The following is a 19,685-nucleotide window of genomic DNA, read 5'->3' as shown; positions in this document are numbered from 1 at the left end:
CCCCCCCAAAAAAAAAACCCCCCCCCACAAAACGCGGCGGCCGTTTTGGGGAGCAGGCCTCCCGAAGTAATGCGCTGACTATGCGTCTGCGAGAACCTTGGTGACGTTCGGGTCCACGGCGATGCCGGGGCCGAAGGTGGTGGTCACGGTGGCCTTCTGGATGTAGCGGCCCTTAGCTGCGGACGGCTTCAGGCGAAGTACTTCTTCCAGGGCGGCGGCGTAGTTCTCGGCCAGCTTCTGGGCGTCGAAGGACGTCTTGCCAATGATGAAGTGCAGGTTGGAGTGCTTGTCGACGCGGAAGTCGATCTTGCCGCCCTTGATGTCGGAGACAGCCTTGGCGACGTTCGGGGTCACGGTGCCGGTCTTCGGGTTCGGCATGAGGTTACGCGGGCCGAGCACGCGGCCCAGGCGGCCGACCTTGCCCATGAGGTCCGGGGTAGCCACTGCGGCATCGAAGTCGGTCCAGCCTGCGGCGACCTTCTCGATCATGTCGTCGGAACCAACGAAGTCGGCGCCGGCAGCGATGGCTGCTTCTGCCTTCTCGCCGGTGGCGAAGACGAGGACGCGGGCGGTCTTGCCCGTGCCGTGGGGCAGGTTGACCGTGCCGCGGATCATCTGATCAGCCTTGCGGGGGTCAACGCCCAGGCGGAAAGCAACCTCAACGGTGGCGTCCGTCTTGGACGGGTTGGTTTCCTTGGCCAGTGCTACGGCGTCGACCGGCGCGTACAGCTTGTCCGCGTCGATCTTTGCCACAGCGGCTTCATATGCTTTGCTGCGCTTTGCCATCTGCTTTTTCTCCTTGTGCAGTTGTGGTCTGTCGGACCGCGCTCGGCCCTGCCACGTGCCGGTAACGCCCGTTGCGGGCGGTCCGGCTGAATGAATTTGATTGTGCCCGGCCCTTGGGCCGTGCGGTGAGGCTTATTTAGCCTTCGACGGTGATGCCCATGGAGCGGGCGGTACCGGCGATGATCTTTGCGGCGGCCTGGACGTCGTTGGCGTTAAGGTCTTCCATCTTCTGGGTGGCGATCTCTTCGACCTGTGCCTGGGTCAGCTTCGCAACCTTGACGGTGTGCGGGGTGCCGGAGCCCTTGGCAACGCCTGCAGCCTTCTTGATCAGCTCAGCCGCCGGAGGCGTCTTGGTGATGAAGGTGAAGGAGCGGTCTTCGTAGACCGTGATCTCGACCGGGATGACGTTTCCGCGCTGGGATTCCGTTGCAGCGTTGTACGCCTTGCAGAATTCCATGATGTTGACACCGTGCTGGCCAAGGGCGGGACCAATCGGAGGAGCCGGGTTGGCGGCGCCTGCATTGATCTGCAGCTTGATAAGGCCGGTGACCTTTTTCTTGGGGGCCATGAAAGGGTCCTTCTCTGAAATAAGTTCCCGAAGGACAGGAGCGTCCGTCCGGGTTGGTGGCCGCCGTGGCGCGGCGGCCGTACGCTGCCGTCCAGGATAAAGCGGTCCTGTACGCAGCGAAGTCTGTTACTGGATCTTGGTGACCTGTCCGAAGGAGAGCGTAACCGGGGTTTCGCGCTCGAAGATGGTCACCAGAACCACCAGCTGCTGGGATTCGGGCTTGATCTCGGAAATCGTGGCCGGGAGGGTCTCGAACGGCCCCTCATTCACGGTCACGGACTCGCCGACCTCGAAGTCCACGGCAATTGCGGACTGCGCAGCCTGCGCCGGAGCTCCGGAAGCAGTGGTCTTCGGGGACACCACGGTGTGCTCAAGCATGGAGAAGACTTCGTCCAGGCTCAGCGGAACGGGGTTGTGTGCGTTGCCTACAAAGCCGGTGACGCCGGGAGTGTGGCGGACAACACCCCAGGAAGCATCCGTGAGCTCCATGCGCACCAGCACGTAGCCGGGGATACGCACGCGGTTCACGATCTTGCGCGTGGTGTTCTTGATCTCGACGACTTCCTCCATCGGGACCTCGATCTGGAAGATGTTCTCTTCCATGTCAAGGGTCTGGATGCGGGTCTCGAGGTTGGCCTTCACGCGGTTTTCGTAACCGGCGTAGGAGTGGATGACGTACCAGTCACCTTCCTGGCGGCGCAGCTTGGCCTTGAAGGCGGCTACGGGATCTTCTTCGGGCTCAGCAGCAGCAGGGGTTTCTTCCCCGGCTTCTGCCTCTTCGGCGGGAGCCTCGTCAGCATTCTCCGCGTCTTCGGCCGATGCGTCACCGGCATCCGCCGCGGCGTCTGCTTCGGTTACCTGATCCTCGGTGTCCAGATCAGCGGTTTCGTCATTGATCTGTGAATCGAGTTCTTGCTCGGACACGTAGATTCCTGCTTTCTTCTTCAGCTCTATTGGTCTGTCACTAGCTCAGTTCTTCGAACGGACCTTCCCCGCACAGCGGGCGGAAGGGAATTCGTTGGCTAGCTTTCGCCGCCGCCCGAACCGAAGATCCACAGTGCGCCAGCACCAAAGACAAAGTCCAGAAGGGACACGATGATGATCATGACCACCACGAAGGCGAGGACCACGATGGTGAACCGAACCAGCTCCTTGCGGGTGGGGGTCACTACCTTCTTCAGTTCGGCAATGACCTGGCGCAGGAAGAGAGCGATGGCGCCGAAGAAGCCCCGCTTCTTCGCTGGCTTGCCGGAGGGGTGTCCCTTGGAGCTGCTGGCAGCTGTCTCGGTCACCTTTCGCCTCACTCATCTGTTCGGTTCACAGTTCCGCAGCCTCAGGCTGGGCACCGCTGCTTCATGAAGGACTGCTTTAGACGGCGAAACCGACGTCATGCGCAGGGCAGACAGGACTCGAACCTGCAACCTGCGGTTTTGGAGACCGCTGCGCTACCAATTGCGCCACTACCCTTCGGGAGAGTTCCACTTTACCGGTACATACCGCTTCCGGCCTAACCGGTCCGCGGGCATGATTCAGTATCAACAGAACAACACCGAGGAATTAGTCTACGCAATTCTTCGCCCGGAGTCGAACCGGCGTTTCCCGGCACCCCGGGACCCGTGCCTGCGGGCAGGACCGGGGCGGCTCCGGAGGCCGCAATCGAGGCCCGGAACCCGCCCCGGGAACTGTAAAAGACTGAAATGTGCCCCCGGCACGCCTAAGCTTGGCTTGCATAAAGTAACTGCCGGCCATCGCCTGGCCTGGCCAGGCTCCCGGAGCCAAACCGCAGGTCAACAGCACCAATAAACTCAATACAGCACGCATCCAGTACCAAACCAGACGGGAACGCCATGCCTTCCAACGGCCGAATCTCAGAGCGCATCGCCTCCATTGCAGAATCCGCCACCCTTGCAGTTGACGCGAAGGCCAAAGCCCTGAAGGCTGCCGGCCGTCCGGTCATCAGCTTCGGCGCCGGCGAACCCGATTTCCCCACGCCGGGGTACATTGTGGACGCCGCCGTCGCCGCCGCCCGGGAACCCCGTTTCCACCGCTACTCCCCCGCTTCCGGCTTGCCGGAACTGAAGAAGGCCATTGCGGAGAAGACGCAGCGCGATTCCGGCTACACCGTGGATCCCTCCCAGGTGCTGATCACCAACGGCGGCAAGCAGGCCGTCTACGAAGCGTTCGCCACGCTGCTCAACCCGGGCGACGAGGTCCTGGTGCCCACTCCGTACTGGACCACGTACCCGGAAGCCATCCGCCTGGCCGGCGGCGTTCCCGTTGAGATCTTCGCCGGGCCGGAGCAGAACTACCGCGTCACCGTGTCACAGCTGGACGCAGCCCTCACGGAGAAGACCAAGGTGCTGCTCTTCGTCTCCCCGTCCAACCCGACCGGCGCTGTCTACCCGTCGGACGACGTCGCGGAGATCGGCATGTGGGCCGCAGACCACGGCCTGTTCGTGGTCACCGACGAAATTTACGAGCACCTGACGTACGGCGGTGTTCCCTTTACCTCAATTGCCACCCGCTGCCCCGAACTGGGCGACAAGGTGGTCATCCTCAACGGTGTAGCAAAGACCTACGCCATGACGGGATGGCGGGTCGGATGGATGATCGCCGCCCCCGACGTCATCAAGGCAGCGACCAACCTGCAGTCGCACCTGTCCTCCAACGTCTCCAACGTCTCCCAGATGGCTGCGCTGGCAGCGGTCTCCGGTCCGCTGACCGCCGTGGATGAGATGAAGATTGCCTTCGACCGGCGCCGCCGGGCCATGGTGGAAGCGCTGAACTCGATCGACGGCGTCGAATGCCCCATGCCGGAGGGCGCCTTCTACGCCTACCCGGACGTGCGCGGGCTGCTGGGCCGGGAGTTCCCCAATGCCGCCGGCGCCGTCCGCCCGCAGACCTCCGCGGAGCTTGCCGCGCTGATCCTGGACGCTGCGGAAGTCGCCGTCGTACCGGGCGAAGCCTTCGGTCCCTCCGGGTACCTGCGTCTCTCCTACGCCCTGGGCGATGAGGACCTGGCCACCGGCATGGCCCGGCTGAAGGACTTCCTGGGCCAGGCCAAGCCTTAGAGGAGCCTGCGGGCTGCAGCCCACCTGGTGAGTTCGTGCCGGGATGAAAGCTGCAGCTTCCGCAGGACGGCTGAGACGTGGGTTTCCACGGTCTTGACCGAGATGAACAGTTCCCTGGCTACCTCTTTGTAGCTGTAGCCGCGGGCGATCAGGCGCATGACTTCCCGTTCGCGGACGGAGAGCCGGTCCAGTTCATCCTCCACGCTGACCGTAGTGGCGGCCCCGAAGGCATCGAGCACGAACCCGGCCAGGCGCGGTGAAAACACGGCATCGCCGCCGGCCACCCGGACCACGGCATCAGAGATCTCCGCACCGGAGATCGTCTTGGTCACGTACCCCCGGGCGCCCGCACGGATCACCGTCACCACGTCTTCGGCGGCGTCGGAAACGCTCAGTGCCAGGAACCGGGTGGAACCAAGCAGATCCGCGCAGCCGGCAATCACCTCCGCGCCTCCTCCGCCGGAACCGCCGGGCAGATGGACATCCAGGAGAACCACCGCAGGGCGGGCTTCGCGGATCGCCGCAATCGCTGATTCGACGGTTGCCGCTTCGGCGAGGACCCGGATCCTCGAGTCAAGGTCCGCTTTCAGGCCGGACCTGAAAATGCCGTGGTCGTCCACAACCACCACGTCGATGGGTTCTGCCGCACTGCTCACGATTTCTCCGCTTCCTTCTCCTGCGCTGCCTGGCTCTCCGCCCCGGCCAGGGGCAATGCCAAATGTATCTCGGTGCCGTTGGAACCGGTCCGTACCCTGGCCGTGCCGCCGTGGCGCTGCATGCGTCCCATGATGGATTCCCGCAGGCCAAGCCGGTCCTCCGGAACACGGTCCGGGTCGAAGCCTGGCCCGCGGTCCCGGACGAAGACCTCAGCCGCATCCGGGCTGCACTCAAGGTAGAGGCTTATCTGTCCCCCCGCGTGCTGGGCGGCGTTAAAGAGTGCAGCCCTGGCTGCCTGTACCAGCGCAGAGCTTTGGGGGTTCAGGTCTGCTGTTCCCACCGCCACGAAGTCCACCGGGTGCCCGTAGGCGTCCTCGACTTCCGCCGCGACAGCCTTCAGCGCATCGGCCAGGGTTCCGGTGCCCTTCTCCGGATCCGCGTAGAGCCACTGCCGCAGTTCTCTCTCCTGCGCCCGGGCCAGCTTGACCACCTCAGACTCGGACCCGGCCCGGTTTTGGATCATGGCAAGGGTCTGCAGCACCGAATCGTGCAGGTGGGCGGCGATCTCCGCGCGTTCGGTCTGCCGGATCCGCCCGGCGCGCTCAGCCTGGAAAGCCCGCCACCACCGCACGGCCCAGGGCGCCAGAACCAGGGCAATGCCCGCCAGGACCGCAAGGGATGCCAGCGAGGACGCGAGAAGTACGTCCCAGGTCACCGATCCGGAGACAACCAGCAGGAATCCGGAGATCACCAGAACAAGACCCGTGATAAGGCGGAGCAGGCCCATCTTCCGGTCCGCTCCGGCTCCGGCAACCAGTCCGGCTTTGCGGCTGGCGTCCAGCTGCGACCAGGCCAGGACGGCCCCGGCTGCGATCACCGCGAACGGGAAGAGCAGCTGGAAGTTGATCTGCGCGCCGAGCGCCTGGGCCACCACGGCGGCAGCCACCGCCAGCAGTGCCAGCCCAATCAGGATTTCCCGGCTGCCGATCAGCCCCGCACCGGTTCCAGGCCGGCCGGTCTGCCCCTGCTGCAGGTACCGGGCGAAGTTCTCCGCCACGCTGCGCGGGTTCTTGTCCCCTGCCGCCGCCTGTTCCTCGGCAGTGGGCACCATGATCCACAGCCAGCCGTACAGGATGATGCCGGCACCGGCCACCAGCGAGAGCACTGCCATCAGGACGCGCACCGTGCCCACGGGCATTCCCAGATGGACTGCCAGCCCGGAGCAGACGCCCGCAACCACCTTCTCGGGCGGGCGGAGCAAGGGAGGTCTCATGATCCAATCCAAGCACGGCAAGGCTCCGGAAGCGGCACATATTTCCTTCCCGCAGTGCGGATCAGGGGTACGTTCAGGGACGGCTCAGGGGAAACCCGGATGTAAAGGAAATCCCCGCACGGAAGACTGGAAGCATGAACTCGCATCCCACTGACCCCGGACTGCCCGGCGGGGACCACCCCCGGCCGGTACCACCGCCGATGCCCGGCGCGGCCCCCCAGGGCACTCCCCCTGAGAATTCCTTCTTCGCCTGGATCCGCCAGCTCGGCATCGGGCGCTCTTCCGACCGCTGGATCGGCGGCGTTGCCGGTGGCATCGCGCAGCGCACCGGGCTTGATCCGGTCCTGGTGCGCGGCATCGTGATTGTGCTCTCGATCTTCGGCATCGGCGTCGTCCTTTACGGCGTCGCCTGGGCGCTGCTGCCCGAACCGGACGGCCGGATCCACCTGGAAGAAGCCGTCCACGGAACCTGGACCTCCGGGATGACCGGAGCCCTGGTCTTTACGGTCCTGGGCCTGAGCGGTCCCGGCATCTCTTTCTGGGCCAACGACGGCTGGTTGGGGTCAGTCTTCTGGGGCCTGTTCTGGGTAGCCGCTGTGGTGCTGGGCATCTACTGGCTCACCACCCGGAACAAGGGCAAGGACCCGAATGCCCGCAACCAGGCCGGCGGACCCGCTTATGCCTCCCCCGGCCAGACGGCGCAGTACCCGTTCCCCGCAGACCAGGGCCCCGGGACCCCGGATCAGCAGGGCTGGCCCTCGGCCGGCACGTACCAGGGTGGGCCTGAGCCGGCGGGGAACGCGCCGTCTCAGCCCGGCAGCGCGGTGCCCGGGACCGGCACGGCCGGATATCCCGGACCGGACGCACCCGCCATGCCGCTGGCGTACGGCGCCCACACCGCGGGTCCGTCCGGCCAGGCGAAGGCTTCAAACCGGGACTTTGACGGCCTGTACGTTAAGTTCCCGCCGCCCGGAAAAGAACCGAAATCCGCCAGCTGCCATCCGCCGGCGTCATGGGTAGCCCTCATCTGCGGATTTGCCCTCCTGGCCGCCGGGGTGCTGCTCGCCCTCGACTACGCCGGAATCTACGAAACGGGCTCCCCGGTGACCGTGGCCCTGGCTGCGGCCGGCGTGGTCCTTGGCCTGGGGATAGTCGGGCTCGGCGCAGCCGGGAGATCCTCCGGGCTGGCCGGCGGGCTGGGTGTCCTCACCCTGATCGCCGCCCTCCTGTTCAACGGCAGCTTCGCGTACCGGAACCTGGTGGTGGCCAACCAGTCCAGCTGGAGTGTGTCCCAGTCCGCGACCGCCTCGGAGGGATACAGCGTTGCGGCCGCAGACGGGAACCTCGATCTGCGCGGTCTGAGCGAAGATCTGTCCGACGGCGACGTCACGGTCCCGGTCAGTGTGGCGGCAGGCGATCTGACCATCCTGGTACCCGACAACGTTCCCGTCTCGGTCTACTCCGAAATGGCCCTCGGCAACGTGGAACTTGAACACGGCGGCAGGCACGCCTCGACGGGCGGCCTTTGGGTGGGTCCGCAGGAGCGGCAGCTCAACCCCGGGGCACGCGGCAACCGCATCATCATCGAAATCAAAGGTGTCGCCAGCAACGTCCTGGTGACCACGGACGAAAGCAGCCTGGACCGATGAGCGAATCCCAAAACGAACCGCGCAGTTACGACGCCGATCCAGTTTCTTTCGGCACACCGTCAGAAGCCGGCTACCTCCCCGAACCGGAACCCGAGCACCGTCCGCTGCGGGTAGGCACCATCGTCTGGGGCCTGGTGCTGGCGGTGGTAGGAGCCCTGATTCTTGCCGTCCAGCTCACCGGAATCCGCCTGGACACCGGGATGGTGCTGCTTGGCCTGCTCATCGGTGCCGGAGCCGCCCTGGTGATCGGCGGCCTGCTGGCAGTCCTGGGCAAGAACCGCAGGGCCTGACCCCCTTCCCCTTTACGCCCCTGGCCGAAACTGCCGCGCAGCCGGCCCGGGAAACCACAAAAGAAGAAAGAATCAATCGATGGACAAGTTTTTCGACGTACTGCGATCCTCCCCCATCAAACGTGCCCGCGGCGGCTGGCTTGCCGGGATCTGTGCCGGGATAGCCCAGAAGTTCGGCTGGGACGTCTCGCTGGTCCGCATTGTGGTCCTGCTGAGCTTCCTGCTGCCGTTCATCGGCATTGGCACGTACCTGGTGGCCTGGCTGCTGCTGCCCACCACGGACGGCACCATTCTGCTGCAGAAGTTCATCAGCCGCTGATCCCGTGCCGGGCCCGGAACCCGGCATTACGCGCTGCAGGAAATAATCCACGTAATGCCGGGCCCCGGCGGAGTGCCGGATACCGGGCGCCAGCCTGCTGGTGACTAGAATCGTAGGAGGCCGCCGCCCACCTACAGATCCAGGGGTCAAGTAATGAAGATCGGTATCCTTACCAGCGGGGGCGACTGCCCCGGACTCAACGCGGTTATCCGCGGAGCGGTACTTAACGGGATCAAGACCCACAACGTTGAATTCGTCGGCTTCCTCGATGGATGGCGCGGCGTCGTCGACGGCGACATTATCGACCTGCCCCGCACCCGGGTCCGCGGCATTTCCAAGCAGGGCGGCACCATTTTGGGAACCTCCCGCACCAATCCCTTCGAAGGACCCAACGGAGGCCCGGACAACATCCGGAAAACCCTCGACCGGCTGGGGATCGACGCCGTCATCGCCATTGGCGGCGAAGGCACCCTTGCGGCTGCGCAGCGCCTGACCGACGCCGGGCTGAAGATCGTGGGCGTTCCCAAGACGGTGGACAACGACCTGGATGCCACCGACTTCACCTTCGGCTTCGACACGGCTGTCCAAATCGCCACCGAAGCAATTGACCGTCTGAGAACCACCGGCGAGTCCCACCACCGCTGCATGGTCGCAGAAGTCATGGGCCGCCACGTCGGCTGGATCGCACTGCATTCCGGTATGGCGTCCGGTGCACACGCCATCCTCATCCCTGAAAAGCCCGTAAGCCTGGACCAGATCGCCCAGTGGGTCAACGAAGCCCGGGAACGCGGACGCGCACCCCTGGTGGTGGTGGCAGAAGGGTTCGTCACCACGGATATGGAGGCACCCCACTCCGAACGCGGGCTGGATTCCTTCGGCCGGCCGCGGCTGGGCGGAATTGGCGAACTGCTGGCCCCGGAAATCGAAGCACGCACCGGCATCGAGACCCGCGCCACCGTCCTGGGCCACATCCAGCGCGGCGGTGTCCCCACGGCATTTGACCGTGTCCTCGCTACCCGGCTTGGCATGGCCGCCGTGGACTCGGTGGTGGACGGGCTGTGGGGCACGATGGTTTCCCTGCACGGCACGGATATTGTGCGGGTCGGGTTTGAGAAGGCCCTGGGCAACCTCAAGACCGTTCCGGAGCACCGCTACGAGGAAGCCGCAATTCTTTTTGGTTAGGCCCCCTATCAGTTTGGCATCCGCACCTTGCGCCGCCCTGCGCACACCCGTGTAACTTGAGTCCTATGGACCTTGACCCAGGCACTATTGCCATCATCCAGCTTGCCTGGTCCCGCAGGCTGGGCTTGGAAGACGATGCCCTCGCCGCCGCGGAGGACGAAGAGCGGATTTACGACGTCCAGGACGAAGCGAGTGAAGTGAAGTTCGTCCGCCTGTTTGGCCGCGAGGTTTTCTCCGGACCGGAGTGGGCGGCGGAACAGGTGCGCTCCAAAAGCACTGCCGAACTCAGCAGCTTCTCCGGCCTGCTGCGGCTCTCCCTGGGCCACGGCGGATGCGGAATGGCTGAGGAACACCTGTACTACACGGATTCCTATCCCCCGGTTCCGGTAGCTGAAGAGCTGGCCGTAGCGGACGACTTCCACTATGCGGAGGCCCTTGAACGGCTGTGCCCGCCGGACGACGTCGTGGAGGCAAAGCTCTCCCGCCACGACATTCTTTTTGTCCTGGTTGATGACACCGGGCCCGGCGCCCCGGTTCCCGTGGCCGGTGCCGGATACACCATCCGCGAAGGCATCCTGGCAGACGTGGGAACCCTTACAGCCCCGGACCACCGGATGCGCGGGCTGGGCTCCTACGTCACCTCGATCGCAGTCGAGGATGCCATGGCGGCCGGGCTGATTCCGCAGTCCCGTATCCAGTCCAACAATCTGGGAGCAAGCCGCACGGCAGCGGGGGCGGGGTTTGTCTCGGCAGGCCTGTGCACGTCCGTGTTCCTGCCCGCTTAGACACCGCCCGGCGGGCGCGGCTCCAAGCCTGTTGCTTCCGTCCGGGAGGCTGCTAGCCCTCCAGCAGGTCCGCGCGCTGGAAGTAGGCCGCGGTGGCCCGGGCCGAGGGGTTGCCGGTGTCCGCATCCGCCCCTGCAGCGAGCAGGGTACGGACAACGTCCGCATAACCCTTGAACACCGCGCCTGCCAGCGGTGACTGTCCCCGGTCGTTGAGCGTATTGACGTCTGCGCCCAGATCGATCAGCAGCTGCACCGTCCCGGCATGCCCGTGGTAGGCGGCGAGCATCAGCAGCGAATCCCCCGCGGCGTTGGTCAGGGTGGCAGGAACCCCGGCGCTGACGTAGGTCCGCAGCAGTTCCGTGTTCCCCTGGCGGGCGCCGTCGAACAACCGTTCGGCAAGCTCCAGCATCTCCTGGTCTGCTGCTCCGGCCTGTGCGGGATTCTCTGTCATTTGGCTCGTCCTTCCGTGCCGGCCGGTGCCGGCTCAATTCAGTGTCTGCAGTGCCGGGCGTGCTAGCTGCGCGGGCGGGGGCTCCGCAGCAGGCCTGCGGGGCGTCCCACGGCCTGCCCGGCGTTCGGGGAAACGATCAGCTCCTGGGCTGCAGCATAGAGTTCGCCCTCGTCCTCGACCACCAGCTGCGCTTCCGGGTCCACGGAACGCTTAATGACAGCCAGGGCAACCGGTCCCATTTCGTAGTGCTGACCCACGGAGGTCACGCGGCCCACCACCCGTTCCCCGGCCTTTACCGGACTGCCGGCGGCGGGCAGGGTGTGCTGTGAGCCGTCGAGCTGCAGGAAGACCAGCCGGCGCGGCGGGTGGCCCAGGTTGTGCACGCGGGCGATGGTTTCCTGGCCCTTGTAGCAGCCCTTGGCCAGGTGCACCGCGGTACGGATGAGGTCCAGCTCATGCGGAATGGTCTTGTCGTCCGTTTCGGCGCCGAGCCGCGGGCGCCAGGCTGCGATGCGCAGCGCCTCGGCTGCCATGGACCCGGCGAGGCTCAGGCCGGAAGCAGACACTGCAGCATCCAGGTCTTTCCGCGGAATCAGGTATTCGTACCAGGGACGCTCATAACCGGGGTGGGACGGGTCCGGTGTTTCCGTGTAGGCGTGGCCGCCGGGCCCCACCTGCGGCCAGGGATCAGTCCAGACGGTGTAGTCCGCCCAGGCAGCCACCGGAGCCACCGAGCCGGCAACGGCCCAGTCAGCCGTTACGTCCTGGACGTCCACCCGGAGCATGAACTTCATTCTCTCCAGCCAGGCGGCCAGCTCGGGGGCCTCCGCGCCTTCGACAATCAGCCAGGCGCGCTCGCCGTCGTCCAGCACGCGGGCATCGTGTTCGATCCTGCCCTGGATGCTGAGCAGCAGCAGCTCCGTGCTGTCGCCGGGGCGCAGCGCGGTGACCTGCTGGGAGGACAGTGTGTTGAGCCAGCTGAGCCGGTCTTCACCGGCCACCGTAACGACGCCGCGGCTGGAGAGATCGGTGACAGCCTGGCCCCGGGCGAGGGCGCGCTGCTCGCGCAGCGGATCACCGTAGTGCGCGGCGGTGCCGGCATCCGGGCCGGCGGCTTCGACGGCTCCGGAACGGTTAAGGAGGGGACTCTTGATGCTCATAGAAGGTGCAACGTCCTAGCCGGGGAACGGTATTCCGGCCCCCTTCGAATCGGGCCGGGAATCAGCCCTGTTTCTTGAGGATCGCCGAGGCATGTGCCTCAAGCGCCTTGCCTTCGGCAGCGACGTCCCAGCGCCAGTACAGGTCCCCGTTCACCAGACCGTAGATGCGTGTGGCGGCGCTGTACTCCTTGGAGTTCACGCCCCGCATCACCAGGTCGGTGGTCAGCTGGATCTGGGGGCCTTTGATCTGGCCGTAGTAAAGTTCGGCAATTCCGCCCGGGTGCACGATCGTGGCGGTGATGTCGAAACCGCCGGAATCGTTGCGAAGTTCTTCCACCTCGTCCGCGCCGCGCCGCGCGGGGACGATGTCCGCGGGAATGAGTCCGGGACCGCCGTCGGCGTCATTGAGCGGGCGGTCCAGCGCCCAGAAGCCGGTCTCCACGGCGAGCGGGCGCAGCACTGTGCCCGCCTCGTCCGTCAGCCAGCTCTCCGCCGTGTACTGCAGGTACGGCAGGCCGTTCTGCCGGAAGGTTACCCGCTGGGAGAAGTGCTCGGACTCGGCATCACCTTCGCCGAGGCGCCCGGTCCCTTCCCAGACTCCCAGCAGCCAGGAGAGCGGAACCAGTTCGGGTGTGAGGTCTGTGGGGATCTCCATTGGCATGGCCGGACCCTTCCCTTTTCAGCTCGGGGTGGTTGGGGTTCGAGTTACTTCTGACCCTTGTACAGGCGGGCAACAACGAGGGCTGCGAAACCTGCCATAGCCAGGCCGGTAACACCCAGGAGGACGATAAAGAAGATTTCAAGAGCAAGTAGCGACATGCCTACATCCTAACCCGGCCCGCGGGTGCTTTGTCTCTTGTGACTCCGTGCAGCGGCGCGGACTAGGGAACCAGGAGCCTGCCGGCAAAGTAGACGGCGGTGCCAAGTGCCAGCACCGGGAAGGCTCCGGCTGCCAGGATTCCCAGCAGGCCCGGAGAGTCATCCCGGATCAGCGCCAGGCGGCGCACTGCGACTATTACCGCAGCACACAGGGCGCCCACAAATGCCGCTGCAGCCAGCGGCAGGCCCGGGACCAGGGCGGCTGCACCGGCAGCGGCCAGGGCACCGGCAACGACGCCGACCGGTGCCGTAATGCGGTCTGCCAGCGGTATCAGGGAGATGAGCATGGCTACTGCGATGGCAGCGGCTCCGGAAATGATCAGGCTTTCGGAACCCCCGCCGGGAAGGCGGTCAGCTGCGACCCAGCCGGCGGCCATACCGGCGATGAGGGCTCCGGAAATCACGCCGATGGTGGATTCAAGCCGGTGCGGCTGTCCGGTGCCGCGCAGCAGCTGGATCAGGAAAACGGCGCCCACTCCGACGGCGACGATGCCGGGCAGCCAGGTGAGCATGGCGGTGGCCGGGGCGAAATAAGCTGCGGCAACACTCCCGGCCCCAACCAGCGCGAGCACCAGGCCCTGGCTCTTGCGGGCGGGAACACCAAGCAGGAACGGCCAGCCAAACCCGGCGAGCGCAGCTGCAGCTCCGGCGAAAAAGGCTGTGGCTTCGGGCGAAACGAAGGATGCCGCCACGATTCCGACAAGTACAGTTGCCGCCGGCACCGCTATGCTCCAAAGTTTCACCCTAGCCATACTGCCTTATTACGCAGCGTGGATAAAAGCTACGGGCTGCCCGGCCTCCGCTGGGTATACTTTCAACCACTCTTCGGCCGCTGGGGACCGGACGGGATACGTGCCCAATGATGTGCGCCCAACTTTCGGAGGAACTATGTCGCACATTCTGCTCCTGACCAACAGTCCGGGGTCATCTGTCGAGGTGCTCCCTGCCCTGGAACTGCTGAACCACAAGGTGCACATCGTTCCGGCCGAGCCCACCGCGCTCCTGGACATTGATCCCTGTGACGTCGTCCTGGTTGATGCGCGCAAAGACCTCGTCGGTGCGCGTTCCCTGACCCAGCTGCTCAAGGCCACAGGCCTCGGCACACCGCTGGTCCTGGTCCTGACCGAAGGCGGCATGGCCGCGGTCGCCGCAAACTGGCTGGCAGACGACGTCGTCCTGGACACGGCCGGACCCGCCGAGCTTGAAGCCCGGCTTCGCCTGGCAGTTTCACGGACCCAGGCCGCAGCTGAGGACTCCGGCACCGAAATCCATGCCTCCGGCGTCGTTATTGATGAGGCAAGCTACACCGCCCGCGTCAGCGGCACGGCCCTGAACCTGACCTACAAAGAGTTCGAGCTGCTGAAGTACCTGGCCCAGCACCCCGGTCGCGTCTTCACCCGCGACCAGCTGCTGCATGAGGTGTGGGGCTATGACTACTACGGCGGCACCCGCACCGTGGACGTTCACGTCCGGCGCCTGCGGGCGAAACTGGGGCCCGACCACGAGAACCTGATTGGCACCGTCCGCAACGTCGGGTACCGCTTTGCCAAGGCCCGTACCCACGAGGAGCAGACGGCAGCCGCAGGGCACGAGGCCTAAGCCGTCTCCCGTCCTGCGCCGTGAGTGGTTAGTCTTCTTCAATGAGCGAGAACCCCCTGACCACATGGCCTGTCCTCACTACGCGCGGCACCCCGGAGGAATCCGCACTGGCCGGCATCCTAGAGCTGGCGGCTGCAGCCGGTGAATCCGACGGCAATCCTCCATTTTCCGAACAGACCCTCGTTGACCTGCGTTCCGCCGGTTCCGATCCGGACCGGGTGCGTGTCTTCCTGGCACTGACGCACGACGAGCACTCCGATCCGGCCACCGCACAGGAACTGGCCGGCGCCGCCGTCCTCACTTCCTCCGCCGAGGACGGCAGCGTCCTGGAACTTGTGGTGCACCCGAACTACCGCAATATGGGAGTGGGAACGGCGCTGGCCCAGGCTGTCCGCCAGGACGCCGGGCAGAACTTCAAGGCGTGGTCGCACGGGAACCACGAGGCAGCGGTGAAGCTCGCAGCGCGGTTCGGTTTCCAGCCGGTGCGCGAGCTCTGGCGGATGCGGCTGGCCCACGATGCGCTTTCCCAGGGGCTGCCACCGGCGAACCTGCCCGAAGGCGTGCAGCTGCGTCCGTTCGTTCCCGGCCAGGACGAGGAGGCGTGGCTGGCGGCAAATGCGGCGGCATTCGCCCACCACCCTGAACAGGGAGCGATGACCCGCGCTGACCTTGAGGCCCGGATGGCCGAGGACTGGTTTGACCCCCGCGGGTTCCTGCTCGCCGTCCGTGAGGCCGACGGCGAACTGCTGGGCTTCCACTGGACCAAGGTCCACCCCCGCAGCGGCAGCCATCCCGCCATCGGGGAGGTTTACGTGGTCGGCGTAACCCCGCAGGCGCAGGGCTCCGGACTGGGCAAGGCCCTGACCCTGGCCGGAATCAGCTACCTGCACGAGTCCGGGCTGGACGCCGTCATGCTCTATGTTGATGCGGACAACACCGCCGCCGTCGCCCTCTACCGCAAGCTCGGTTTTGTGCGCTGGGACGTGGACGTGATGTACGCGGCCGAATAAGCACCCGCTGCTTGTAGGGTTGAGGATATGGGCCCTGGCCGCCTGCGGTGCAGGGGGCTTGGGGCCGGCCAGAACTGCCAGGGAGAAACACTATGGATTCCGACACCGCAGCCGCCGCACGGTCGCCCTTCGGGTCGTCCGAGGCGATGCCTGCTCCGCGGGCCACGCAGGACCGCATTGATATTCCGGACTTCGGCCCGGCCCTGGTGCCCAGCGGGGACATCACGCCGGACCGCTTCCTGGACCGGGAGATCAGCTGGCTGCACTTCAACGCCCGGGTGCTGGAACTGGCCGAGGATCCGGATCTGTACCTGCTGGAACGCGTCACCTTCCTCTCGATCTTCGCCTCGAACCTGGACGAGTTCTTTATGGTCCGGGTGGCCGGACTGAAACGGCGCATCGCCACCGGTCTCGCCGTGCCCTCCGCCGCAGGCCTGAGCCCGGTGGAACAGCTGGAACAGATCACCGAGGCAGGCTACCGGCTGCAGCAGCGCCACGCCGAGGTCTTTGCCCGCCAGATCCGTCCGGCACTGGAGAAGGAGAACATTCATCTGGTGGGCTGGCAGGACCTCGACGACGCGTCCAAGGCCCAGCTGCACCGCCAGTTCGCAGCCAAGGTGTTCCCCATCCTTACACCGCTGGCCGTAGACCCGGCCCACCCCTTCCCGTACATTTCCGGGCTCTCCCTGAACCTCGCCGTCGTGGTCCGCAATCCCGTGAGCGGCAAGGAGTTCTTTGCCCGTGTGAAGGTCCCGGACCAGCTCCCCCGCCTGATCTCCGTGGACGGCCCGCGTGCCGGGAATGTTGCCGGACGCACCGCCCGTTTCATTCCGCTCGAAGACGTCATTGCCGAGCACCTGGACCAGCTCTTCCCGGGCATGGACGTGGTGGAGCACTACACGTTCCGGGTCACCCGCAACGAAGACCTCGAGGTTGAAGAGGACGACGCCGAGAATCTGCTGCAGGCGCTGGAAAAGGAACTGCTGCGCCGCCGGTTCGGACCGCCCGTCCGGCTGGAAGTAACCCCGGACATCAACCCGAGCATCCGCCAGCTGCTGATCCGGGAACTGGGAGTGGAGGCGGACGAGGTCTACACCCTGCCCGGCCCGCTGGACCTGCGTGGCCTGAGTCCCATCAGCCAGATCGACCGCCCGGACCTCCACTACCCCAAGCAGGTGCCGCACACCTCGCTGCATCTGAAGGAATCCGAAACGTCCAAGCCGGCGGATGTCTTTGCTGCCATGCGCCGCAGGGACATCCTGCTGCACCACCCGTATGACTCCTTCTCCACCTCAGTGCAGGCGTTCCTGGAGCAGGCCGCTGCGGACCCCCGAGTCCAGGCCATCAAGCAGACCCTGTACCGGACCTCGGGTGACTCCCCCATTGTCGACGCGCTGATTGACGCCGCCGAGTCCGGCAAGCAGGTCCTGGCCCTGGTGGAAATCAAGGCCCGCTTCGACGAGCAGGCCAATATTTCCTGGGCGCGGAAGCTGGAGCAGGCCGGCGTCCACGTTGTGTACGGCATTGTGGGCCTGAAGACGCACTGCAAGCTTTCCCTGGTGGTCCGGCAGGAAGTGGACGGGCTGCGGCGCTACTGCCACATCGGCACCGGCAACTACCATCCCCGCACCGCCCGCTACTACGAGGATCTGGGCCTGCTGACCGCGGACGAGAAAGTGGGCGAAGACCTGACCAAGCTCTTCAACCAGCTCTCCGGCTACGCACCGAAGTCCACGTTCAAGCGGCTGCTGGTGGCGCCCAGATCCGTCCGTTCAGGGCTGATCGACCGGATTGAACGTGAAATTGCGAACAAGAAGGCCGGCCTGGACGCCCGCGTGATCATCAAGGTCAACTCCATGGTGGACGAGGCGATCATCGATTCGCTCTACCGGGCTTCGCAGGCCGGTGTCCGGGTGGACGTGATTGTCCGCGGTATCTGCTCGGTGCGCCCCGGGGTGCCCGGACTCAGCGAAAACATCACGGTCCGCTCCATCCTGGGCCGCTTCCTGGAGCATTCCCGGGTCTTTGCGTTCGCAAACGGCGGCGATCCCGTGGTCTACATCGGTTCGGCAGACATGATGCACCGCAATCTGGACCGCCGCGTGGAAGCGCTGGTTCAGCTGGGCTCTGCCGAGGACATCGCGGACCTGATCGAGCTGATGGACCGCTACCTGGATCCGGGAACCGCCAGCTGGCATCTGGAACAGGACGGCATCTGGACCCGGCACCACAAGGATGAGGACGGCAGCCCGCTTGAGGACGTGCAGTCGTGGCTGCTCGCTTCCCGTTCGCGCCAGCGCGCCCTGGCCCGCCGCTGATGCACGGGACTGAGGACCCCGCTGCCCGGGAGCTTCCCGTCGCAGCGCCCGGGGAAGGCCGGGATACGCCGGAAGACACTGCGGCGCTGCTGCTGGACGGGGCCGAGACGGCCGTGAACCTGTCCGGCGACCCGAAGGTCATAGCCGCCGGGGCCCTGTGCTGGCGGGTGCGCGGCGACCAGCTGGAACTGCTGCTGATCCACCGGCCGCGCTACGACGACTGGTCGTGGCCAAAGGGCAAGCTCGACGCCGGGGAGACCATCCCCGAGTGTGCCGTCCGCGAAGTCAAGGAAGAGATTGGCCTGGATATCCGGCTCGGCATTGCCCTGCCGGAGACCCGGTACCCGGTCGCCTCGGGAATCAAGGCCGTCCATTACTGGGCGGCCAACGGGTCCACAGCGAAGCCGAAGCCGGACGGCAAGGAAGTGGACGGTGTCCGCTGGTGCTCGCCGGAAGAAGCGTCCTCCCTGCTGACCAACCCCACGGACCGCTTGCCGCTCGAGGCGCTCGTCCGGGCTTTTGAAGCCGGCGATTTGGACACCTGGCCGCTGATCGTCGTCCGGCATGCCAAGGCCAAGCCGCGTTCTTCCGGGGCGCGGGCCGAAGGTGCCCGGCGGCGGGCCCCCCGGGCCCCGCGGCAGGCCAAGGCAGTGGCACGGCTGCTGCAGGCCTGGCACCCCGACCGGGTGGTCTCCAGCCCCTGGCTCCGCTGCGTGCAGACGATGGGCCCCTATGTGAACACACGGAAACCGAAGTTCAAGACCGTTGATGCCCTCACGGAGCACAATGCCAAACGCAAGCCCGGCAAGGCCCGCCTGGCTGTTGACGCATTGTTCGAGAAAGCCCGGCCCGTGGCGCTGTGCACGCACCGGCCGGTCCTGCCGCTGGTCTTCGGTGTCCTCGCCGACGAGATGACGGACGGGATGGCAGCTTCGCTGCCGGACAAGGACCCCTACCTGGCTCCGGGGGAAATGGTGGTGTGCCAGGTTAGCCGGCGCAATCCCCGCCGCGTGGTCTCCTTGGAACGGTACCGGCCGTTCGACGACTAGCGGCTTTCCCGCTGGGCAAGCCAAGCCAAGCCTTGGCGAGCTAAGCCTTACCGTCCTTTTTTCCGCTGGTCAGCGGGCATATTGTTGCCCCATGAGCAAATTCACTGAACTTCTGGAAGCCCAGATCGGCAACGAGTTCAATGCCTCGCAGCAGTACGTCGCCATGGCGGTGTACTTTGACGGCGAAGACCTCCCGCAGCTGGCCCGCCACTTCTACGCCCAGTCGGTTGAAGAGCGCAACCACGCCATGATGCTGGTGCAGTACATGCTGGACCGGGACCTGCCGGTGCGCATTCCCGGCGTCGCCCCGGTCAAGAACGACTTCAGCGACGTCGTTGAACCCATCGCGATGGCCCTGGAGCAGGAAAAGCAGGTGACCTCCCAGATTGAGGCACTGTTCGCGGCGGCCCGCGAAGAAGGCGATGCCCTGGGCGAGCAGTTTATGCTCTGGTTCCTCAAGGAGCAGGTGGAGGAAGTTGCGTCCATGAGCACGCTGCTGACCGTGGCACGCCGCGCGGACAACCTCTTCGACCTGGAAAACTTCATGGCCCGCGAACGCGTGGGCGACAGCGGCGGGGACCACGGCGCCCCCGAGGCTGCCGGCGGCGCCCTCTAACCACCGGGAGGCCAGTTGCGGCT

The 19,685-nt window shown here is 65.7% G+C and carries 21 protein-coding genes and 1 tRNA gene; 11 read left to right on the top strand and 11 right to left on the bottom strand.

Annotated features, from left to right (window positions below; translation table 11 throughout):
- Nucleotides 1-78: 78 nt before the first annotated feature.
- From rplA to TVC13_RS07680, 5 genes are all read right to left on the bottom strand, one after another.
- Nucleotides 79-786, bottom strand: coding sequence for a 50S ribosomal protein L1 (gene rplA, locus TVC13_RS07700; RefSeq protein ID WP_422400635.1), 708 nt, complete (start codon nucleotides 784-786; stop codon nucleotides 79-81).
- Nucleotides 787-922: 136 nt separating this feature from the next.
- Nucleotides 923-1,354 (bottom strand): 50S ribosomal protein L11, encoded by a 432-nt coding sequence (gene rplK, locus TVC13_RS07695; RefSeq protein ID WP_091602584.1) that lies wholly within the window; start codon nucleotides 1,352-1,354, stop codon nucleotides 923-925.
- 126 nt (nucleotides 1,355-1,480) lie between these two features.
- Nucleotides 1,481-2,278 carry a transcription termination/antitermination protein NusG gene (gene nusG, locus TVC13_RS07690; RefSeq protein WP_422400634.1) on the bottom strand — a complete coding sequence of 266 codons (798 nt, stop codon included), beginning with the start codon at nucleotides 2,276-2,278 and terminating at the stop codon, nucleotides 1,481-1,483.
- 98 nt (nucleotides 2,279-2,376) lie between these two features.
- Nucleotides 2,377-2,646, bottom strand: a complete 270-nt coding sequence (secE, locus tag TVC13_RS07685; RefSeq protein WP_091602578.1) for a preprotein translocase subunit SecE — start codon at nucleotides 2,644-2,646, stop codon at nucleotides 2,377-2,379.
- 102 nt (nucleotides 2,647-2,748) lie between these two features.
- A tRNA-Trp gene (locus tag TVC13_RS07680) sits at nucleotides 2,749-2,821 on the bottom strand.
- 380 nt (nucleotides 2,822-3,201) lie between these two features.
- Between TVC13_RS07680 and TVC13_RS07675 the strand changes: the two genes are divergently transcribed.
- The gene (locus TVC13_RS07675) at nucleotides 3,202-4,425 is read left to right on the top strand and encodes a pyridoxal phosphate-dependent aminotransferase (RefSeq protein WP_422400633.1); all 1,224 of its coding nucleotides are present in this window, start codon (nucleotides 3,202-3,204) and stop codon (nucleotides 4,423-4,425) included.
- Here the strand turns inward: TVC13_RS07675 and TVC13_RS07670 are convergent.
- Together TVC13_RS07670 and TVC13_RS07665 are read right to left on the bottom strand one after the other, a co-directional pair.
- A complete protein-coding gene (locus tag TVC13_RS07670) occupies nucleotides 4,422-5,081 on the bottom strand; it encodes a LuxR C-terminal-related transcriptional regulator (RefSeq protein ID WP_422400632.1) in 660 nt (219 codons plus the stop codon). The two genes, TVC13_RS07675 and TVC13_RS07670, sit on opposite strands and share 4 nt — an antisense overlap.
- Nucleotides 5,078-6,355, bottom strand: a complete 1,278-nt coding sequence (locus TVC13_RS07665; RefSeq protein WP_422400631.1) for a PspC domain-containing protein — start codon at nucleotides 6,353-6,355, stop codon at nucleotides 5,078-5,080. Before TVC13_RS07665 ends, TVC13_RS07670 begins: the two co-directional genes overlap by 4 nt.
- Nucleotides 6,356-6,489: 134 nt before the next feature.
- On the opposite strand from TVC13_RS07665, the gene TVC13_RS07660 reads away from it, so the two are divergent.
- The 5 genes from TVC13_RS07660 (at nucleotide 6,490) to TVC13_RS07640 (ending at nucleotide 10,580) form a co-directional block, all read left to right on the top strand.
- Nucleotides 6,490-8,004 carry a PspC domain-containing protein gene (locus TVC13_RS07660; protein ID WP_422400630.1) on the top strand — a complete coding sequence of 505 codons (1,515 nt, stop codon included), beginning with the start codon at nucleotides 6,490-6,492 and terminating at the stop codon, nucleotides 8,002-8,004.
- A complete protein-coding gene (locus tag TVC13_RS07655; RefSeq protein WP_422400629.1) occupies nucleotides 8,001-8,294 on the top strand; it encodes a hypothetical protein in 294 nt (97 codons plus the stop codon). Before TVC13_RS07660 ends, TVC13_RS07655 begins: the two co-directional genes overlap by 4 nt.
- Before the next feature lie 79 nt (nucleotides 8,295-8,373).
- Entirely contained in the window at nucleotides 8,374-8,613 is a 240-nt protein-coding gene (locus tag TVC13_RS07650; protein WP_422400628.1) for a PspC domain-containing protein, read from the top strand.
- Nucleotides 8,614-8,766: 153 nt separating this feature from the next.
- On the top strand, nucleotides 8,767-9,795 hold the full coding sequence (locus TVC13_RS07645; RefSeq protein WP_422400627.1) for a 6-phosphofructokinase: 1,029 nt from the start codon (nucleotides 8,767-8,769) through the stop codon (nucleotides 9,793-9,795).
- A gap of 65 nt (nucleotides 9,796-9,860) precedes the next feature.
- The gene (locus tag TVC13_RS07640) at nucleotides 9,861-10,580 is read left to right on the top strand and encodes a GNAT family N-acetyltransferase (RefSeq protein WP_422400626.1); all 720 of its coding nucleotides are present in this window, start codon (nucleotides 9,861-9,863) and stop codon (nucleotides 10,578-10,580) included.
- A 52-nt stretch (nucleotides 10,581-10,632) separates the two neighbouring features.
- Here TVC13_RS07640 and TVC13_RS07635 read toward each other — a convergent pair whose 3' ends face one another.
- The 4 genes from TVC13_RS07635 to TVC13_RS07620 all read right to left on the bottom strand — a co-directional run bounded on the left by TVC13_RS07635 (nucleotide 10,633) and on the right by TVC13_RS07620 (nucleotide 13,822).
- Complete coding sequence (locus TVC13_RS07635) at nucleotides 10,633-11,031, bottom strand: ankyrin repeat domain-containing protein (protein WP_422400625.1); 399 nt, start codon at nucleotides 11,029-11,031, stop codon at nucleotides 10,633-10,635.
- Between the two features lie 62 nt (nucleotides 11,032-11,093).
- Complete coding sequence (locus TVC13_RS07630) at nucleotides 11,094-12,191, bottom strand: YgfZ/GcvT domain-containing protein (RefSeq protein WP_422400624.1); 1,098 nt, start codon at nucleotides 12,189-12,191, stop codon at nucleotides 11,094-11,096.
- A 61-nt stretch (nucleotides 12,192-12,252) separates the two neighbouring features.
- Complete coding sequence (locus tag TVC13_RS07625) at nucleotides 12,253-12,852, bottom strand: FABP family protein (RefSeq protein WP_422400623.1); 600 nt, start codon at nucleotides 12,850-12,852, stop codon at nucleotides 12,253-12,255.
- Between the two features lie 220 nt (nucleotides 12,853-13,072).
- A complete protein-coding gene (locus TVC13_RS07620) occupies nucleotides 13,073-13,822 on the bottom strand; it encodes a hypothetical protein (protein WP_422400622.1) in 750 nt (249 codons plus the stop codon).
- Between the two features lie 136 nt (nucleotides 13,823-13,958).
- Between TVC13_RS07620 and TVC13_RS07615 the strand changes: the two genes are divergently transcribed.
- From TVC13_RS07615 to TVC13_RS07595, 5 genes are all read left to right on the top strand, one after another.
- A complete protein-coding gene (locus TVC13_RS07615; RefSeq protein ID WP_422400621.1) occupies nucleotides 13,959-14,669 on the top strand; it encodes a winged helix-turn-helix transcriptional regulator in 711 nt (236 codons plus the stop codon).
- Between the two features lie 41 nt (nucleotides 14,670-14,710).
- The gene (gene mshD / locus TVC13_RS07610) at nucleotides 14,711-15,679 is read left to right on the top strand and encodes a mycothiol synthase (protein ID WP_422400620.1); all 969 of its coding nucleotides are present in this window, start codon (nucleotides 14,711-14,713) and stop codon (nucleotides 15,677-15,679) included.
- A 92-nt stretch (nucleotides 15,680-15,771) separates the two neighbouring features.
- A complete protein-coding gene (locus tag TVC13_RS07605) occupies nucleotides 15,772-17,997 on the top strand; it encodes an RNA degradosome polyphosphate kinase (protein WP_422400619.1) in 2,226 nt (741 codons plus the stop codon).
- The gene (locus TVC13_RS07600; RefSeq protein WP_422400618.1) at nucleotides 17,997-19,046 is read left to right on the top strand and encodes an NUDIX domain-containing protein; all 1,050 of its coding nucleotides are present in this window, start codon (nucleotides 17,997-17,999) and stop codon (nucleotides 19,044-19,046) included. The genes TVC13_RS07605 and TVC13_RS07600 overlap by 1 nt, the downstream gene beginning before the upstream one ends.
- Before the next feature lie 91 nt (nucleotides 19,047-19,137).
- Nucleotides 19,138-19,662 carry a ferritin gene (locus tag TVC13_RS07595; RefSeq protein WP_422400617.1) on the top strand — a complete coding sequence of 175 codons (525 nt, stop codon included), beginning with the start codon at nucleotides 19,138-19,140 and terminating at the stop codon, nucleotides 19,660-19,662.
- Nucleotides 19,663-19,685: the final 23 nt, after the last annotated feature.

The sequence above is a fragment of the Arthrobacter sp. 3Tela_A genome, assembly GCF_049311025.1.
In the GTDB taxonomy this organism is placed as follows: Bacteria; Actinomycetota; Actinomycetes; order Actinomycetales; family Micrococcaceae; genus Arthrobacter_B.
Note: the sequence above shows the minus strand (reverse complement) of the source record. Positions and strands in the feature narration are given on the sequence as shown.

Coding starts and splice junctions, on each gene's coding strand:
- TVC13_RS07640 (WP_422400626.1), top strand. CDS start 9,861: ATGGACCTTGACCCAGGCACTATTGCCATCATCCAGCTTGCCTGGTCC.
- TVC13_RS07655 (WP_422400629.1), top strand. CDS start 8,001: ATGAGCGAATCCCAAAACGAACCGCGCAGTTACGACGCCGATCCAGTT.
- TVC13_RS07630 (WP_422400624.1), bottom strand. CDS start 12,191: ATGAGCATCAAGAGTCCCCTCCTTAACCGTTCCGGAGCCGTCGAAGCC.
- TVC13_RS07600 (WP_422400618.1), top strand. CDS start 17,997: ATGCACGGGACTGAGGACCCCGCTGCCCGGGAGCTTCCCGTCGCAGCG.
- TVC13_RS07595 (WP_422400617.1), top strand. CDS start 19,138: ATGAGCAAATTCACTGAACTTCTGGAAGCCCAGATCGGCAACGAGTTC.
- TVC13_RS07625 (WP_422400623.1), bottom strand. CDS start 12,852: ATGCCAATGGAGATCCCCACAGACCTCACACCCGAACTGGTTCCGCTC.
- TVC13_RS07650 (WP_422400628.1), top strand. CDS start 8,374: ATGGACAAGTTTTTCGACGTACTGCGATCCTCCCCCATCAAACGTGCC.
- rplA (WP_422400635.1), bottom strand. CDS start 786: ATGGCAAAGCGCAGCAAAGCATATGAAGCCGCTGTGGCAAAGATCGAC.
- TVC13_RS07660 (WP_422400630.1), top strand. CDS start 6,490: ATGAACTCGCATCCCACTGACCCCGGACTGCCCGGCGGGGACCACCCC.
- TVC13_RS07675 (WP_422400633.1), top strand. CDS start 3,202: ATGCCTTCCAACGGCCGAATCTCAGAGCGCATCGCCTCCATTGCAGAA.
- rplK (WP_091602584.1), bottom strand. CDS start 1,354: ATGGCCCCCAAGAAAAAGGTCACCGGCCTTATCAAGCTGCAGATCAAT.
- TVC13_RS07620 (WP_422400622.1), bottom strand. CDS start 13,822: ATGGCTAGGGTGAAACTTTGGAGCATAGCGGTGCCGGCGGCAACTGTA.
- TVC13_RS07665 (WP_422400631.1), bottom strand. CDS start 6,355: ATGAGACCTCCCTTGCTCCGCCCGCCCGAGAAGGTGGTTGCGGGCGTC.
- TVC13_RS07615 (WP_422400621.1), top strand. CDS start 13,959: ATGTCGCACATTCTGCTCCTGACCAACAGTCCGGGGTCATCTGTCGAG.
- TVC13_RS07645 (WP_422400627.1), top strand. CDS start 8,767: ATGAAGATCGGTATCCTTACCAGCGGGGGCGACTGCCCCGGACTCAAC.
- TVC13_RS07605 (WP_422400619.1), top strand. CDS start 15,772: ATGGATTCCGACACCGCAGCCGCCGCACGGTCGCCCTTCGGGTCGTCC.
- TVC13_RS07635 (WP_422400625.1), bottom strand. CDS start 11,031: ATGACAGAGAATCCCGCACAGGCCGGAGCAGCAGACCAGGAGATGCTG.
- mshD (WP_422400620.1), top strand. CDS start 14,711: ATGAGCGAGAACCCCCTGACCACATGGCCTGTCCTCACTACGCGCGGC.